Origin of the sequence: Rhizobium sp. BK512 (assembly GCF_014194915.1) — a bacterium.
Taxonomy (GTDB): domain Bacteria; phylum Pseudomonadota; class Alphaproteobacteria; order Rhizobiales; family Rhizobiaceae; genus Rhizobium.
This window is the reverse complement of the sequence record NZ_JACIAS010000002.1, coordinates 856456-871743: the sequence shown is the minus strand read 5'-3', so window position 1 is coordinate 871743 and position 15288 is coordinate 856456. Positions and strand designations below refer to the sequence as shown.

Sequence of the window (15288 nt, the reverse complement as noted above, 5' to 3'; positions counted from 1 at the left end):
AGGGCGCTGGGAGGAGGAGTGCGCGTCTGCGAATCTCGTCACGGACATATGGTCCGCAGGCATCCGGAAATCCGGGCCGGGGCGCCATCCCCGTGCTTCGATATCAAGCTAAATAGTATGACTTTTGATGATTTTGCAGTGCAATATATTCATGAGGGCTATGCGGTTCATGCATGCCTCTTTGTTGTGGTCGTATATTAGCAATGGTGCGGTTAGTGTTTCGTTAATGCCTGATCCAATTTAGACCAGTGAGGAACTTGTACTTTTGAAATACCGGCATTTCCGTGCGGCGATCCTGCGCTATAAATGCAGAAGCCGAAATTGGCGGGTCGATGCGGGGTAGGGCATGTATCGCGGCAGGTTGGAGCGGGATTTCTCTCTCTGGGTGGAGAAGGGGCTTCTTGAGGAAGGTACGGCCAGGACGCTGCTGGCCGAATACGACGCGCGTCCGGCAAGTTTCAGTCTCGGCCGCGTGCTGATGGGATTGGCGGCCCTACTGCTCGGAGCTGCCCTTTTGCTTCTCGTCGCTTCGAACTGGGAGTACATCCCGCGCCTCGTTCGTGTCGGCCTGATGCTGGCGCTCATCTGGGCGGTGCACATCGGCGCTGCACTCCTTCTTATGCGCGGGGCGCAGGCGACGGCGAGCGGCCTGCTCATTATCGGTGCGCTGAGCTTCGGCGGTGCCATATCGCTCACCGGCCAGATGTATCATCTCTCCGGCGACGAACAGGTGGTCATGTATCTCTGGTTCGCTGTTGCGACCGTTTCAGCCATCCTTTTCCGCTCGGCCGCCGTGACCGTAGTCGCAGGCTTTCTCTCCTGGGCGTCCTTTGCCGTCTACCTCGATAATTTCGACACGCGCTGGTTCGGCTTCGGCCCTTATGCGCCGCTTGTCATGGCGGCTGTCATCATCGGGCTCGTGCGCTTCACAGGCGCTGCCCAGGCGCGCCATCTCGCCTATCTGCTGGTGGTCGGCTGGCTCGCATGGCTTTATATGATGACCGAGGAAATATCCGTGGCGATCGCCGTCGCCGTTCTCGGCATGCTGGCCTTCTTGCTGACTGCCTTGCCCATCCGCCCGATTTCCTCGCTTGTCAGAACCGCGGGCGCAGCCCCGGCCTTCTATAGTTTCCTCGTCGCCCTCATGGGTTTGCTCCTGCTCCATATCGAAATGGATGAAGGCGGACGGATGGTGGTGATTGGCCTGCTGACGCTGGCTGCCGCCATTGTGGCGCTCGTGCTCCATGGCCGGGATAATGGAGCGGTGCGCTATCTGGCCTATGGCGCTTTCGCCGCCGAGATGCTGTACCTCGCCTCGGTAACGGTTGGCACGATCTTGGGCACGTCGAGTCTCTTCCTTTTCTCGGGCCTGATGGTCGCTGCCGTGGCCTGGCTCGTCATCCGCCTGGAAAGGCGCTTCGCGTCTGGGACAGGATCCGTCGAGGCAGGGGAGGACCGCGCATGAGCTTCGCCTTTGCAAGACTGCAAACCGGCCGTTTCTATCTTGTTGCCGCAATCCTCGTCGCCGGCCTGCAGACGCTGATCCTTGGCTACATTATCCAGAGCCGTGCCTCTATCCTCGCAAGCGGTACCGAAGTCTTGCTGAAGACGGCTCCGGTTGATCCCCGCGATTTCCTGCGCGGCGACTACGTCGTGCTGAACTACGACATATCGTCGGTCCCGGTCTCGACAGTCACCGGCGGCATTCCGGCGGAAGCCGGCGAGCAGACCCTGTGGGTGCGCCTCAGACGCCAGCCCGATGGATTCTGGGGCATTGTCGAATCGTCATTCGCAAAATTGCCGGCGGCGTCGGATACAGTCGTCCTGCGCAGCCTGCCTTTCTATAGCTATGGTCCCGGTAGCGGCGAAACCATCCGCGTCGAATACGGGATAGAGCGCTATTACGTGCCGGAAGGCGAAGGCAAGCCGCTGGAGGAGGCCCGCAACGAGGGCGTCGTTTCGATCGCTGCCAGCGTTTCCTCCTCCGGTGCAGCGCAGATCCGCAGCCTCGTCGTGGACGGCAAGCCGGCCTATGAAGAGCCTCTTTATTGAGAGCCGGCATGGCTGGCGGGAACGATGCGATTTTGGCCGAAAATCCCTGTCATTTGCCGTTCATTTTTCCTTTGCCTGTTCTAAATCGGGTGTTATAGAGACGCCGCGCTCCGGAAGGCCTCATGCGCAGGCATATGCATGCGGTTTTGCGAACGCGGGTATGGTGAAATTGGTAGACACGCCAGATTTAGGTTCTGGTGCCGCAAGGCGTGGGAGTTCAAGTCTCTCTACCCGCACCAAGCTGCCTTGCAGGGCGGGAGGACTGGAACTCGGTTGTCCCGGATACCCGGAAAGCGAGTGCAGTTCCGCTTAAGGCGGAACGAACAGGAATTGAGAAAAAGCCACGCGCGGCAGTTGGCCGGCGTCGTGCTCACCGAAACGAACGGCGTCTGGGCACGGCCGCCACGGAAATGAAGGTAGGAAGACATGCAGGTTACCGAAACGCTCGCTGAAGGGCTGAAGCGCGAAATCAAGGTCGTTATCCCGGCCAAGGACATGGAAAACAAGCTGAACGAGCGCCTTGCCGACGTGAAGGACAAGGTTCGCATCAATGGCTTCCGTCCGGGCAAGGTTCCGGCCGCTCACCTCAAGAAGGTTTATGGCAAGTCCATCATGGTCGACCTCGTCAACGAGATCGTCCGCGACCAGCCGACGCAGATCCTGTCGAGCCGTGGTGAAAAGTCGGCGACCCAGCCGGAAATCGATATGACGGAAGACCAGGCCGAGGTCGAAAAGATCCTCGCTGCCCAGCAGGATTTTGAGTTCACGCTCTCCTACGAAGTTCTCCCGCCGATCGAACTGAAGTCCAACAAGGGCATCAAGGTCACGCGCGAAGTCGTTGACATCTCCGACGACGAAGTCAACGAGCAGGTTCTCAAGGTCGCTGAAAGCGCCCGCGATTATGCCGAAAAGAAGGGCAAGGCCGCCAACGGCGACCGCGTCAAGATGGACTATGTCGGCAAGGTCGACGGCGTTGCCTTCGACGGCGGCACCGATCAGGACGCTGAACTGGTTCTCGGTTCCGGCCGTTTCATCCCGGGCTTCGAAGACCAGCTCGTCGGCGCCAAGGCTGGCGATGAGAAGACCATCAACGTAACCTTCCCGGCCGATTATCCGGCCAAGAACCTCGCTGGCGCGGAAGCCACCTTCGACGTCACCGTCAAGGAAGTTGCTGCTCCGGCCGACGTTGAAATCAACGACGAACTTGCCAAGAAGCTCGGTCTCGAATCGGCTGACCGTCTCAAGGAAATCGTCCGCGGCCAAATCGAATCCCAGTACGGTTCGCTGACGCGCCAGAAGCTGAAGCGCCAGATCCTCGACCAGCTTGACGAACTCTACAAGTTCGAAACTCCGTCCAAGCTCGTCGAAGCCGAGTATAACGGCATCTGGAACCAGGTCAGCAATGACCTCGCCCAGTCCGGTAAGACCTTCGAAGACGAAGACACGACCGAAGAGAAGGCTCGCGAAGAGTACCAGAAGCTCGCCGAGCGTCGCGTTCGCCTCGGTCTCGTTCTCTCCGAAATCGGCGAAAAGGCCGGCGTCGAAGTCAGCGAAGACGAAATGCAGCGCGCGGTCTACGAACAGCTGCGCCAGTATCCGGGCCAGGAAAAGCAGATCCTTGAGTTCTTCCGCAGCCAGCCGGGTGCCGCCGCCTCGATCCGCGCTCCGATCTTCGAAGAAAAGGTCATCGACCACCTGCTGACCGAAATCGACGTCACCGACAAGAAGGTGACCAAGGAAGAACTGCTCGCCGACGAAGAGGGCGAAGCTTCTGAAAAGGCTGACACCAAGAAGGCTGCGCCGAAGAAGAAGGCTGCCGCCAAGACGGAAGCTTCTGCAGACGTTGCTGAAGGCGAAGAGGCTGCTCCGAAGAAGAAGGCTGCTCCGAAGAAGAAGGCTTCCGAGGATAGCGCCGAGTAATCGGTTTTTCCGGACTGAAATTCGAAAGGCCCCGCCGACGTGCGGGGCCTTTTCTTTTTGATCGTGTCAAGATCGTCGAATTCCTGGATACTCTGCAAATGGCCGAGGCGGGCCAGATTGTTCAAATTGCTTGGGCCAGAACAAAAATCAGAGCCTCACGGCTTCGGCTTGTTTGTGAACGAGTGATAGCCAATTCAGTTTGGTGTCGGCAGCGCGTGACCGCGGCTGAATACGCAGCGCTGTGAATATCGCCGGCCGCCGCACTCGGCGAGCCTATTGGGCGACGAGATGCTGGGACGAACAACAGCGCGCCTTTGCTTTGCCGATTGGATGATATAGAGGCTGAGGCAGGACGCGACCGCCATTAACTTAAGAATGGGGTCGGGCGGCAGATTGACGTCACTTCGCTGCCACGAGATCACGTGGCCGTTCTCTCTCGATCGCTCAATCGTCGCTATTATCACGCCGGCCCGAAAATCGAAGTCGATTCTCGGGGAGCTCAATGGATGGTTCAACGAGTTAAAGCACCCCTGGTGCGTCCGGATGAACGCACGGTACTTTAGACAGCCCTGCGTGAGTGGGTCAGTTCGGCGACCTTCTTGATATGGCTGACGGCAGCGGTGCCGCCAGCCGTCTTTGTGAAGAGGTCGAGAACATCTTCGTCATCATCGGCAACCGGTGTCAGAGCCTTGTCCATGTAGCTTTTGGCAGCGACATCGCGGGCGATAAAGAAAGCCGAAATGCTAAGCTTGATGATCGTGCCGGCAAGTGAGAGATGCTTGCGGGCGGTGTCGAAGGCAAAGCGCGGCCAGAACAGCAGCGGATGCTCGCGCTTCAGGCCGGGGCGGCGCTCCGAAGGATGCTTCAGGCGAACAAGGCCGCTCTGCAGCGGATGAACGTTCTCAAGTGGCACGGTTGTCGCAAACGAGACGAGAACCTTGACGAGGCTGCTGAGCTTGATGCCGGTTGCCGCGCCGCGCCGCAGCAGGGTCTTCATATGCTCAGGCGAGTAGTAGAGCGACCAGGCCTCCTGATAGATATCTTCCCACTCCTTCTTGCTCATCTTCGGATGAGCCGTACAGACATGCTCGACATCGTAGATGTTGAGATCGGCGTCCATTTCGACGCCCTTCTTCCAGAGAACCTGATGGTCCTCTGAACCCGGCAGCGGTGTCAGAACGAAGAATTCGATGACGTCGAGCGGCAGCTCTTCCTGAATGATCTTGATATCGCGGCGGATCGATTCCGGCGTGTCGGCCGGGAAGCCCAGAATATAGCCGGCAAGCGTCATGATACCCTGTGCCTTCCAGGCCAGTAGCATCTTGCGGTATTCGGTGATCTTGTTCTGATTCTTCTTGGCGGCGGTCAGATTGTCAGGATTGACGTTCTCGAGGCCGATGAAGACGCGGGTGACGCCGGCACGCTTCGACTTTTCGATGAAGTTCGGGATCTTGTGGCAGAGCGTGTCCACCTGGATCATCAGGCCGAGCGGAATGCCATCCTTTTCCCTGAGTTCGATCAGGCGGTCGAAGATCGCTTCCCAATCCTTGTTGCGGGCGAAATTGTCGTCGGTGATGAAGAACTTATGGATGCCCTGCGCCCAGTTCATCCGCACCAGCCGTTCGACATCGTCAGCGGATCGAAAACGCGACTTGCGGCCCTGCACGTTGATAATCGTGCAGAAGGAGCATTGGTAGGGGCAGCCGCGGCCCGCATCGAAACTGGTGCTGAGGCCAAGCGTACGCTGAATATTGTCCTTCGGCAGGAAGGGCACCGGCGTGCCGCCGATGCCGGGAAGGTCGTTCATGAAATTGTAGAGCGGCTTCAGTTCGCCGGCCACTGCATCGCGCAGCACCATCTCCAGCCGCCCCTCGGCCTCGCCGGCAAACATCGAAATACCCATCTTGCGGCATTCCTCGAGGCCGATCGCGTCGCCGTCGAGCATCGACAGGCATCCCGAGATGTGAAAGCCACCCATCGAAACCGGCAATCCGGCATCGCGGAAGGGGCGGGCGATGTCGAGTGCGCGGGGGTACTGATTGGATTGGACGCCGATCAGCGCGATCATTCCGAAATTGTCGTTGCGTTTGAACTGCGCCAGGATCGCTGCGAAGTCGATGCGCGTATTGGTCTCGTCGATGACGGTAATGTCGATTGCCGTATCGGCGCCCAATATTTGCCGCTCGGCACAGTCAGCGGCGATCCCGTAAATGGCCGCCAGCGAATTGGAGGGAATCATCGCCCGCCACCAGCGGATCACGTAGCCGTCGTCATCATAGTGCGACGGCTTTATCAGGATAAGTTGAAACCGCCTGCGAGCAGTCTCTGAAATGTGGGCCAAAATATTATCTTTCGTTTTTGGCTGCGGACCGGTCCTTGTTGGCGTCGCAGGCTAGTCTAAGACATGGATTTCATGCTGTCGAAAGGCGCGCACCATACTTGGGAAGGCAACAGACAAAACGCAATAGAACGACCCCCGGTGCGAACAGCTCGAACTTTACCAATATCTTTTGACATAGGATATAGGCAGTTTGCAGGCCTCATATCAGGCTACCACAGGATGTGCACATGTTAGCGTCATCGAGAAAAGGCCTGCAGATGCGGGGATGTCACACCTCGATGCTAACGTGGTTGGTCTCCGTCTTGCGTTCTCAAAGTTCGGATTTTATATCGCCCATCCGGTTCCAGGCATCGAGACCGGCGATCTTGTAGGCTTCGGCAAGCGTCGGATAGTTGAAGGTATTTTCGACGAAATATTCGACTGTGCCCTTCAAGTTCAGCACAGCCTGGCCGATATGCACCAGTTCCGTCGCACCTTCGCCCACGATGTGCACGCCAAGCAGGCGACGCGTCTTCAGCGAGAAGATCAGCTTCAGCAGACCGGTCTCAAGGCCCATGATATGGCCGCGTGATGTCTCGCGGAAACGGGCGATGCCGCATTCATAGGGAATGCCGCGTTCTTTCATCTCCTCTTCCGTCAGGCCGCAGGTCGAAATTTCCGGTACGGCATAGATGCCGTAGGGGAAATACTTTTGCGGCTCCTTGGCGACGGCACCGATGGCGACGCGCGCTGCGATGCGGCCCTGTTCCATCGAGGTGGAGGCAAGGCTCGGGAAGCCGACGACGTCGCCGGCGGCATAGATGTTAGGCACGGATGTCTGGAACGTCTCGGGATTGACCTTCAGGCGTCCGCGGCTGTCGGCTTCGAGGCCGATGGCCTCCAGGTTGAGTGTATCGGTGGCGCCCATGCGCCCGGCGGCGAAAAGCACCATGTCGGTCACGAGATGCCGGCCGCTGTCGAGTGTCAGCTGCACCTTGCCTGTCTCAAGTCGCTCGACCTTCTCGGCCTTCGTGCCGAGCAGCAGCTTCATATTGCGGTCGCGCAGCTGATAGGTGAAATCCTCGATGATTTCCTTGTCGATGAAGTCGAGCATGGTCGATTTTGGATCGATGACGGTAACGGCCGTATCCAGCGCCGAAAAGATCGTTGCATACTCGATACCAATGACGCCGGCGCCGATGACGACCATGCTGCGTGGCAGTTCCTCGATATCAAGCAGCTCGTCGCTATCGAGCACGGTCTTGTTGTCGAAGGGCATGTAATCAGGCCGAAACGGCTTGGTGCCGACGGCAAGCAGGATGCTGGCGCCAGTCACCGTCATTGTGTCGCCGTCGTCCTTGATGATCTGCAGAGTATTGGCATCGACGAAGCTTGCCTTGCCGCGAATGTGCTGCACGCGGTTGCGGGCGAACTGATGTTCGAGCACTTCCACTTCGTGGTCGAGTGTGATCAGTAGGCGTCGGCGCAGGTCTTCAGCGCTGATCTCCTGCTTGACGCGGTAGCTGCGGCCGTAAAAGCCGCGCTCGCGCCAGCCGGAAAGATTGAGTGCGGTTTCGCGCAGCGTCTTCGAGGGGATCGTACCGGTATGGACCGAGACGCCACCGACGCGTTTTCCCGCCTCGATGACCAGCACTTTCTTGCCGAGTTTTGCAGCCTGGATTGCGCCACGGCGCCCTGCCGGGCCGCTGCCCACTACCACGAGATCGTACTGGAACATCCTTTAGCCCCGAACTGGAATTGGAATCATATTGCGACGCGAAATGTCGCGCGTTCATCGGTAGCCGGTCAATGTTACAGTTTCTATTTCCGGTACAGTTTAGGAGTTCAGAAAGCCGAACATCGGCTCAAGCCGCTCGAATGTGCGATCCATTGCATAGGCGCCGATGAAGAAAAGCGACAGATGGCCGTAGGTCAGCGAGATCTGCGACTCCGCCGCCATCTCTCCTTCCTTGGCAACGCCGGCGACATAGATCGCCGAAGCCAGCCCCGTACGGTCAGCGCCGGCCTTGCAGTGGATGAGCAACGGCTTGGGTGCAGCGGCCATGATCGCCATCAGCTGGCGCCCTTCCTCGACGGAGAGTTCCTTTGTCGCCGACATACGGAAATCGATATGCTGGACATTGAGTCCCTTTGCCGCGGCGATCTCGTTGTCGTACCAAGCCTCGCCGCTGCTGTCGCCGCGCAGGTTCAGTACGGATTTGATGCCGTATTCCTTGACGAGTTCGCCAAGCTTCGCGGGGGAGGGCTGGGCGGAGCGGTATACTTGGCCATCGACGACCGCATGCACATTCGTCGAAAGCTGCAGGTAACCGAGATAGAGGCCGGTTACGACAAGCAGCAAAAGTGTCAGCCGTATCAGCGATCGAAGGCTTGGCGGCGCGTACAAGCGACCAGGAGAAATGCCCATAATTCCCATCCTGTTTCAGTCGTTCAGCTTGGAGAACGCCAAGATGGCTTTTTCATGCCTTGGTCGCAGTCTTATATCAGGCGCAGCCCTTTGAGGCTTGCTTGTCCATCTTTGCCGATGATGATGTGATCGTGGATGGCGATGCCGAGCGGCTTCGCAGCATCGATGATCATCTTCGTCATGTCGATATCGGCGCGTGATGGTGTGGGGTCGCCCGAGGGGTGGTTGTGCACGAGAATGAGCGCCGTTGCGGAAAGCTCCAGCGCCCGCCTCACGACCTCGCGTGGATAGACGGGTGTGTGATCCACGGTTCCGCGTCCCTGCACCTCGTCGGCGATCAGCGCATTGCGCTTGTCGAGGAACAGAATGCGGAACTGCTCGCGCGTTTCATGCGCCATAGCCGCGTGACAATATTGGATGACCGACGACCACGAGGAAAGCACCTGCTTGCCCCTAAGCTCGCTCTTCAGGGCGCGATGGCCGATGCTGGATATCAGCTTCAGATCCAGTGCCACAGCCTCTCCGACGCCTTTGACCTCCTGCAGCAGTGCGGCCGGTGCGCCGAAGACGCCGGCAAGCGATCCGAAGCGGTCGATCAACGCCTTGGCAATGGGTTTCGTGTCGCGGCGCGGGATCAGTCGGAAAAGCAGGAGTTCGAGGATTTCGTAATCGACGAGCGCCGTATCGCCGTGCTCTCGAAAACGGCTGCGCAGCCTTTCGCGATGGCCGTGATAATGTTCTTCCTTGGCGGGCAGGGCGGCCTTTTTGGTAGAAGCGGCCCCCTTTGCCGGCTGTCCGAAAAACGCTCGTTCATCAGTGACGATGTCCTCGTCCGTATCGAAAGGCAGTTCGTCGTCGCCAGACTGCGGAGCAGGCCCCTTCGCCATGGACAATGTCACCCGTTCAATGGCGGCAGGCCCGGCCGGTCGAGGCCGGCGGGCGAAAGCGTGAAGATTTCGCAGCCATTGGCGGTGACGCCGACCGTATGTTCGTATTGCGCCGACAGCGAGCGATCGCGCGTCACCGCCGTCCAACCGTCGGCCAGCACCTTCACATGCGGGCGTCCGAGATTGATCATCGGTTCGATGGTGAAGATCATGCCCTCGCGCAGTTCCGGCCCTTCATTGGCGCGGCCATAATGCAGGATGTTTGGCGAATCGTGGAAGAGGCGGCCGACACCATGGCCGCAGAAGTCGCGCACCACCGAACAGCGCTCGGCTTCCGCATAGGTCTGGATCGCTTCGCCAATCGCGCCGGTGCGCGCGCCGGGATGGACGGCAGCGATGCCGCGCATCAAGGACTCATAGGTCACTTCCAGCAGCCGTTCCGCCGCACGCTTGACCTGGCCGACCGGATACATCCGGCTCGAATCCCCGTGCCAGCCGTCCACAACGAAGGTAACGTCGATATTGACGACATCGCCTTCGCGCAGCGGCTTGTCGTCGGGTATGCCGTGACAGACGACGTGGTTGATCGAGGTACACGTCGATTTCGTATAGCCGCGATAGTTCAACGTCGCCGGATAGGCGCCGTTATCCATGCCGAATTCGAAAACGAAGCGGTCGATTTCATTGGTGGCAAGACCCGGCTTGACGACATCGGCAAGCGCATCGAGGCAGCGTGCGGTCAACTGGCACGCGTTGCGCATTCCCTCGAATGCTTCAGGGCCGTAAAGCCTGATGGCGCCGGTATTTTTCGGCGGCGCGGTTGCGGCTTCGATATAATTCACCATTGCAAGGCCTTAGCAGAAATTGTCGTCTCTTTTCATAATGCAGCTATGCCGGGTTCGTCCATCGCGATCAACCGCATGGGCAAGATTTCTCGGCGTGTTATGTCGGGTGAAAAATGCCGCCGGGCCGCCCACCAGCGTCAACAGGGCTGCGGATCATCAATATCCACAGTCTTCTCAATTAGATAGGATTGTAGACGGAAAATTCCACTGTTACTCACCGATTGGTGACAGACCGGGGTTGACCGAATGCTGAATGAAACTGCCGTGGCCGTGCTCGAAAAGACGGGTGCCGCTGAACCTGAAAAGCGCATCCGCGACAGAAGCGCCACCGAGCGCGCTATCTTGAAAGCCGCAAAGAATCTGCTGGCCGAAGAGGGCTTCCAGAATTTCGGCATCAATGCCGTCGCCCGCCGCGCCGGCTGCGACAAGCAGCTCATCTACCGCTACTATGGCGGTCTCGACGGTCTTGTCGAGGCGATCGGCGCCGATCTCGGCAATTGGGTCAAGGACCGCATTCCCGAAGATACCGGCGGCATGTTCCTTTTGACCTATGGCGACCTGATGGAGCGGCTGTCGCTGCTCTTCCTGGAAGCGCTGCGTGACGATCCCTTGATGCGCCGTATCGTCGCCTGGGAGGTTTCGGAAAATACCGAGCAGGTGAAGCGCCTTTCCGAAGCGCGTTCGAAAGCGCTGGGGCTCTGGCTCGACCGCATGCGCGGTTCGCTGATGCCGCCCAAGGGCGTCGATACCGCGGCCGTCAATGCCCTGATCTTTGCTTCCATCCAGCACCTCGTGCTTTCGGCCGCTGCCGGCGGCCAGTGCGCGGGCCTGGTGTTGAAGAACGGCAAGGACTGGGAGAAGGCGGCAGGCGCGTTGAAGCGGCTGGTGCGCGGCGTCTACGGCTGAGCTATTCACAGCCTCCGCTCCCGCGTTAACCTTAACATTTGGTTTACGTTGCGTGGTGCTGGTTAACCCGCCAGTGTGGCCCACATTAGAAATGTAACGAATGTGGACCCGAGTTCAGTGATGGGAACCAGAGCAGCCAGAACCGCGTTGCTTGTCGCGGCGATGATGTTTTTCGCCGTACTGGCGCTGGATATCGCCGTGCCCACGCTCGTACTCTGCGTCATGGCGTCGTCGGTCTGGCTCGTGTCTCTTGATATGCCGGTCCTGCGCAAGCACGAAGGAGAGGCCGCATGAAGTGGTTTCTGATCTTCTGGGCCGGTCCGATCGTCTTCCTGGCGGGATGGTACTGGCTTTCCTACTATGATCTGAATTTCGGCATCTTCATGCTGACGCGGCAGGTCCATGACCTGACCTTCCAGATCTACGGCAAGGCGCTCGGCCTGCCGCCGCAGGAAATCCCGCCGCTCGTCGCCCGCGCCATCGCCGTCGACAGCCTCGTCGTTTTTGCCATCATGGGTTTCCGCAAGCGCGGCCAGATCTCCGCCTGGTGGAAGGCGCGTCACGCCTCTGTGTCGTCAGCCGATCTCGCCAGCAAGGAAAGCCTGTCGAGCGCGCCCTGAAGGATGAAGCTTGCGGCGGCCGAATCGATCCGTTCGGCCCGTTTTGCCCGCGAAACATCCATTTCCAGCAAGGCCCGTTCTGCCGCCACCGTCGATAGTCGCTCATCCCAGTAAACGAAGGGTGTGGCGGTCTTCTGCTCCATGTTGCGCACGAAGGCCCGCGTCGCCTGCACGCGCGGCCCCGCTGATCCGTCCATGTTCATCGGCAGGCCGATGACAAAGGCTGTGACCTTTTCCTTTGCAGCAAAACCCAGCAAGACCTCGGCATCGATGGAGAACTTCTCGCGCCTGAGGACGGGACGCGGCGTCGCAAAGCGGCGTCCGAGATCGGACATGGCAAGGCCGATCGTCTTGGTGCCGAGATCGAGGCCGGCGATCGCCTGCCCAGGGGCGAGTATTCCGGCCAGTTCCTCGATCGTCAGCACCGTCATTGCCATGTCATCCTGTCAAGAGAAATTGAAGTTCCCGCCGCTTTTCTTTGCGGCCATATCGGCTATGTCCTTAGAGCAATTCCAGAAAAAGTGCGAAACGGTTTTCCGAACCGGAACCACGTTAAACCATTCTGGTCCCGGAAATCGCTTTTGTAACATGTGATTAAGGAGACTTTTCATGAAGATCATCTGGCTCGGCCATTCCGCTTTCCGTATCGAGACGAAAGCCGCCAAAATCCTGATCGATCCCTTCCTGAGCTATAATTCGTCCTTCGAGGGCCAGGATATCAAGAATGTGACCAACGGCATTACCCACATCCTGCTGACCCACGGCCACGGCGACCATGTCGGCGATACCGTAGCGATCGCCAAGGAAACGGGCGCCGTCGTTCTCGCCAATGCCGATCTTGCTTCATGGCTCGGGACCAAGGGCGTTGAAAAGCTGGAAATGGGCAATACCGGTGGAACGGTTTCGCTCGGCAGCTTCACCGCCACCTTCACCAACGCGCTGCATTCTTCGGCCCAGATGACGGAAGACGGCGTTTCCCATTCGCTCGGCAACGCGAACGGCCTCATGCTGCATTTCGACGATGAGCCGAGCCTCCTCCACATGGGCGACACGGACATCTTTTCGGATATGGCGCTGATCAACGAACTGCATCAGCCCGATATCGGTATTGTGCCGATCGGAGATCGCTTCACCATGGGCGGCGCGGTGGCCGCACTTGCCTGCCAGCGCTACTTCAACTTCAAGACGGCTATTCCCTGCCACTACGGCACCTTCCCGATCATCGACCAGACGCCGGAAAAATTCATCGCCGGCATGGAAGCCTCCAAGACGCAAGTGAAGGCGCCGAAGCCCGGCGAAAGCCTGTCGCTCTGACGCGTTAGCCCTCAAATCCCGCGGTGTTTGAGGGCAGGAATTCTGCATTGCCCAAAAGGCAAACCCGTTGCACAGGACGGACATGGTCTTTATAGCGATAGGAAAATTCCTATCCGGAGAATGCCATGTCCGTTGACCTCGCCACCGTTAAGCGCGTTGCGCGCCTTGCCCGTATTGCCGTCTCGGAAGAAGAGGCAAATCGCATGGTCGGCGAATTGAATGGTATCCTCGGCTTTGTTGAGCAGCTCTCCGAAGTCAATGTCGACGGCGTCGAGGCCATGACCTCGGTAACGCCGATGGACATGAAGAAGCGCACGGATGTCGTCAACGACGGCAACAAGGCTGAGGACGTCGTTGCCAATGCGCCGATCACCGACCACAATTTCTTCCTGGTGCCGAAAGTCGTCGAATAAGGCGCTTTATCCGCCTCTTTCCGACCCTGTTGCCATTTTCAGATCTGAAGCGAAAACACGATGAGCGAACTCACCAGCCTGACCATTGCCGAAGCCCGCCGCAAGCTGCGCGCCAAGGAAATCACCGCGACCGAACTGACCGAGTCCTATATCTCGGCGATCGATGCGGCCAATGCTCATCTCAACGCTTACATCAAGGTCACGCCGGATCTCGCCCGTCTCATGGCGAAGAATTCCGACGAGCGGATCGCCGCCGGCAAGGCAGGCGATCTCGAAGGTATCCCGCTCGGCATCAAGGACCTGTTCGCCACCGTCGGTGTGCATACCCAGGCTTGCAGCCACATTCTCGACGGTTTCGAGCCCCGTTATGAATCGACCGTGACCCGGAACCTCTGGGATGACGGTGCGGTCATGCTCGGCAAGCTGAACATGGACGAGTTCGCGATGGGCTCTTCCAACGAAACCTCGCACTATGGCGCGGTCATCAACCCCTGGCGCGCCGCCGGCTCCAATCAGCAGCTCGTTCCGGGCGGCTCTTCCGGTGGTTCGGCTGCAGCCGTTGCCGCCCATCTTTGCGCAGCCGCCACTGCAACCGACACAGGCGGCTCGATCCGTCAGCCGGCTGCCTTCACAGGCACCGTCGGCATCAAGCCGACTTATGGCCGCTGCTCGCGCTGGGGCACGGTTGCCTTCGCGTCCTCGCTCGATCAGGCCGGCCCGATCGCCCGCGACGTGCGCGATGCCGCAATCCTGTTGAAGTCGATGGCGAGCGTCGATGCCAAGGACACGACCTCCGTCGACCTGCCGGTTCCGGATTACGAAGCCGCCATCGGCCAGTCGCTGAAGGGCATGAAGATCGGTATTCCGAACGAATACCGCGTCGACGGCATGCCGGAAGAGATCGAATCCATCTGGCAGCAGGGTATCGCCTGGCTGAAGGATGCCGGTGCCGAGATCGTCAACATCTCTCTGCCCCACACGAAATACGCTCTTCCGGCCTATTATATCGTGGCGCCCGCCGAAGCCTCTTCGAACCTCGCCCGTTATGACGGCGTGCGCTACGGGTTGCGCGTCGACGGCAAGGATATCGTCGATATGTACGAGAAGACGCGCGCTGCCGGCTTCGGCCAGGAAGTCAAGCGCCGCATCATGATCGGCACCTATGTTCTGTCGGCCGGTTACTACGACGCCTATTACCTGCGCGCCCAGAAGGTCCGCACGCTGATCAAGCGCGATTTCGAACTTGCCTTCGATGCCGGCGTCGATGCCATTCTGACGCCCGCAACCCCGTCATCGGCCTTCGGCGTTGCCGACGAGGACCTCGCATCCGATCCGGTCAAGATGTACCTTAACGACATCTTCACGGTGACGGTCAACATGGCCGGCCTGCCGGGCATCGCCGTTCCCGCCGGCCTCGATCACAAAGGCCTGCCACTCGGCCTGCAGCTCATCGGCAAGGCCTTCGACGAGGAAACCCTCTTCAAGACCGCTCATGTCATCGAGCAGGCGGCAGGCAAGTTCACTGCCGCCAAATGGTGGTGATGGCCCAACGATCCGAAAGAATGCAGACGCCGGCCACAAGA

General features: G+C 59.1%; 15 protein-coding genes and 1 tRNA gene. 10 read left to right on the top strand and 6 right to left on the bottom strand.

Features of this window, described 5'->3' with window-relative positions:
• Positions 1 to 346 precede the first annotated feature (346 nt).
• From FHX06_RS10250 to tig, 4 genes are all read left to right on the top strand, one after another.
• A complete protein-coding gene (locus FHX06_RS10250; protein WP_183879094.1) occupies positions 347 to 1465 on the top strand; it encodes a DUF2157 domain-containing protein in 1119 nt (372 codons plus the stop codon).
• Positions 1462 to 2052 carry a GDYXXLXY domain-containing protein gene (locus FHX06_RS10245; protein ID WP_113212683.1) on the top strand — a complete coding sequence of 197 codons (591 nt, stop codon included), beginning with the start codon at positions 1462 to 1464 and terminating at the stop codon, positions 2050 to 2052. The genes FHX06_RS10250 and FHX06_RS10245 overlap by 4 nt, the downstream gene beginning before the upstream one ends.
• A gap of 154 nt (positions 2053 to 2206) precedes the next feature.
• Positions 2207 to 2291: transfer RNA gene (locus tag FHX06_RS10240), tRNA-Leu, on the top strand.
• Between the two features lie 187 nt (positions 2292 to 2478).
• Positions 2479 to 3972, top strand: coding sequence for a trigger factor (gene tig, locus FHX06_RS10235; RefSeq protein WP_183879092.1), 1494 nt, complete (start codon positions 2479 to 2481; stop codon positions 3970 to 3972).
• A 559-nt stretch (positions 3973 to 4531) separates the two neighbouring features.
• Here tig and FHX06_RS10230 read toward each other — a convergent pair.
• The 5 genes from FHX06_RS10230 to map form a co-directional block, all read right to left on the bottom strand.
• Complete coding sequence (locus FHX06_RS10230; protein WP_409564369.1) at positions 4532 to 6211, bottom strand: B12-binding domain-containing radical SAM protein; 1680 nt, start codon at positions 6209 to 6211, stop codon at positions 4532 to 4534.
• A gap of 412 nt (positions 6212 to 6623) precedes the next feature.
• Positions 6624 to 8030, bottom strand: a complete 1407-nt coding sequence (gene sthA, locus FHX06_RS10225; RefSeq protein WP_112545756.1) for a Si-specific NAD(P)(+) transhydrogenase — start codon at positions 8028 to 8030, stop codon at positions 6624 to 6626.
• A 99-nt stretch (positions 8031 to 8129) separates the two neighbouring features.
• Positions 8130 to 8720: a dual specificity protein phosphatase family protein gene (locus FHX06_RS10220; RefSeq protein ID WP_112968497.1), complete on the bottom strand. Its 591-nt coding sequence runs from the start codon at positions 8718 to 8720 to the stop codon at positions 8130 to 8132.
• 71 nt (positions 8721 to 8791) lie between these two features.
• Positions 8792 to 9607 (bottom strand): RadC family protein, encoded by an 816-nt coding sequence (radC, locus tag FHX06_RS10215; RefSeq protein ID WP_183879088.1) that lies wholly within the window; start codon positions 9605 to 9607, stop codon positions 8792 to 8794.
• An 8-nt stretch (positions 9608 to 9615) separates the two neighbouring features.
• A complete protein-coding gene (gene map, locus FHX06_RS10210; protein WP_112545753.1) occupies positions 9616 to 10452 on the bottom strand; it encodes a type I methionyl aminopeptidase in 837 nt (278 codons plus the stop codon).
• 246 nt (positions 10453 to 10698) lie between these two features.
• Between map and FHX06_RS10205 the strand changes: the two genes are divergently transcribed.
• The 3 genes from FHX06_RS10205 (at position 10699) to FHX06_RS10195 (ending at position 11978) form a co-directional block, all read left to right on the top strand.
• Positions 10699 to 11358, top strand: a complete 660-nt coding sequence (locus FHX06_RS10205; RefSeq protein WP_112545752.1) for a TetR/AcrR family transcriptional regulator — start codon at positions 10699 to 10701, stop codon at positions 11356 to 11358.
• Between the two features lie 120 nt (positions 11359 to 11478).
• On the top strand, positions 11479 to 11652 hold the full coding sequence (locus FHX06_RS10200) for a hypothetical protein (protein WP_183879087.1): 174 nt from the start codon (positions 11479 to 11481) through the stop codon (positions 11650 to 11652).
• Positions 11649 to 11978 carry a DUF6105 family protein gene (locus tag FHX06_RS10195; protein WP_112545751.1) on the top strand — a complete coding sequence of 110 codons (330 nt, stop codon included), beginning with the start codon at positions 11649 to 11651 and terminating at the stop codon, positions 11976 to 11978. The genes FHX06_RS10200 and FHX06_RS10195 overlap by 4 nt, the downstream gene beginning before the upstream one ends.
• Here FHX06_RS10195 and ruvX read toward each other — a convergent pair.
• On the bottom strand, positions 11918 to 12409 hold the full coding sequence (gene ruvX, locus FHX06_RS10190; RefSeq protein WP_112545750.1) for a Holliday junction resolvase RuvX: 492 nt from the start codon (positions 12407 to 12409) through the stop codon (positions 11918 to 11920). The two genes, FHX06_RS10195 and ruvX, sit on opposite strands and share 61 nt — an antisense overlap.
• 178 nt (positions 12410 to 12587) lie before the next feature.
• On the opposite strand from ruvX, the gene FHX06_RS10185 reads away from it, so the two are divergent.
• The 3 genes from FHX06_RS10185 (at position 12588) to gatA (ending at position 15247) form a co-directional block, all read left to right on the top strand.
• Positions 12588 to 13292, top strand: coding sequence for a metal-dependent hydrolase (locus FHX06_RS10185; RefSeq protein WP_112545749.1), 705 nt, complete (start codon positions 12588 to 12590; stop codon positions 13290 to 13292).
• A gap of 125 nt (positions 13293 to 13417) precedes the next feature.
• Positions 13418 to 13705 carry an Asp-tRNA(Asn)/Glu-tRNA(Gln) amidotransferase subunit GatC gene (gene gatC / locus FHX06_RS10180; protein ID WP_112545748.1) on the top strand — a complete coding sequence of 96 codons (288 nt, stop codon included), beginning with the start codon at positions 13418 to 13420 and terminating at the stop codon, positions 13703 to 13705.
• A 60-nt stretch (positions 13706 to 13765) separates the two neighbouring features.
• Positions 13766 to 15247 (top strand): Asp-tRNA(Asn)/Glu-tRNA(Gln) amidotransferase subunit GatA, encoded by a 1482-nt coding sequence (gene gatA, locus FHX06_RS10175; protein ID WP_183879086.1) that lies wholly within the window; start codon positions 13766 to 13768, stop codon positions 15245 to 15247.
• The last annotated feature ends 41 nt before the right edge of the window (positions 15248 to 15288 follow it).

Excerpts from the sequence above, each read along its gene's own strand:
- FHX06_RS10250 (WP_183879094.1), top strand. The coding sequence starts at position 347 with ATGTATCGCGGCAGGTTGGAGCGGGATTTCTCTCTCTGGGTGGAGAAG.
- FHX06_RS10245 (WP_113212683.1), top strand. The coding sequence starts at position 1,462 with ATGAGCTTCGCCTTTGCAAGACTGCAAACCGGCCGTTTCTATCTTGTT.
- tig (WP_183879092.1), top strand. The coding sequence starts at position 2,479 with ATGCAGGTTACCGAAACGCTCGCTGAAGGGCTGAAGCGCGAAATCAAG.
- FHX06_RS10230 (WP_409564369.1), bottom strand. The coding sequence starts at position 6,211 with ATGATTCCCTCCAATTCGCTGGCGGCCATTTACGGGATCGCCGCTGAC.
- sthA (WP_112545756.1), bottom strand. The coding sequence starts at position 8,030 with ATGTTCCAGTACGATCTCGTGGTAGTGGGCAGCGGCCCGGCAGGGCGC.
- FHX06_RS10220 (WP_112968497.1), bottom strand. The coding sequence starts at position 8,720 with ATGGGCATTTCTCCTGGTCGCTTGTACGCGCCGCCAAGCCTTCGATCG.
- radC (WP_183879088.1), bottom strand. The coding sequence starts at position 9,607 with ATGGCGAAGGGGCCTGCTCCGCAGTCTGGCGACGACGAACTGCCTTTC.
- map (WP_112545753.1), bottom strand. The coding sequence starts at position 10,452 with ATGGTGAATTATATCGAAGCCGCAACCGCGCCGCCGAAAAATACCGGC.
- FHX06_RS10205 (WP_112545752.1), top strand. The coding sequence starts at position 10,699 with ATGCTGAATGAAACTGCCGTGGCCGTGCTCGAAAAGACGGGTGCCGCT.
- FHX06_RS10200 (WP_183879087.1), top strand. The coding sequence starts at position 11,479 with ATGGGAACCAGAGCAGCCAGAACCGCGTTGCTTGTCGCGGCGATGATG.
- FHX06_RS10195 (WP_112545751.1), top strand. The coding sequence starts at position 11,649 with ATGAAGTGGTTTCTGATCTTCTGGGCCGGTCCGATCGTCTTCCTGGCG.
- ruvX (WP_112545750.1), bottom strand. The coding sequence starts at position 12,409 with ATGACGGTGCTGACGATCGAGGAACTGGCCGGAATACTCGCCCCTGGG.
- FHX06_RS10185 (WP_112545749.1), top strand. The coding sequence starts at position 12,588 with ATGAAGATCATCTGGCTCGGCCATTCCGCTTTCCGTATCGAGACGAAA.
- gatC (WP_112545748.1), top strand. The coding sequence starts at position 13,418 with ATGTCCGTTGACCTCGCCACCGTTAAGCGCGTTGCGCGCCTTGCCCGT.
- gatA (WP_183879086.1), top strand. The coding sequence starts at position 13,766 with ATGAGCGAACTCACCAGCCTGACCATTGCCGAAGCCCGCCGCAAGCTG.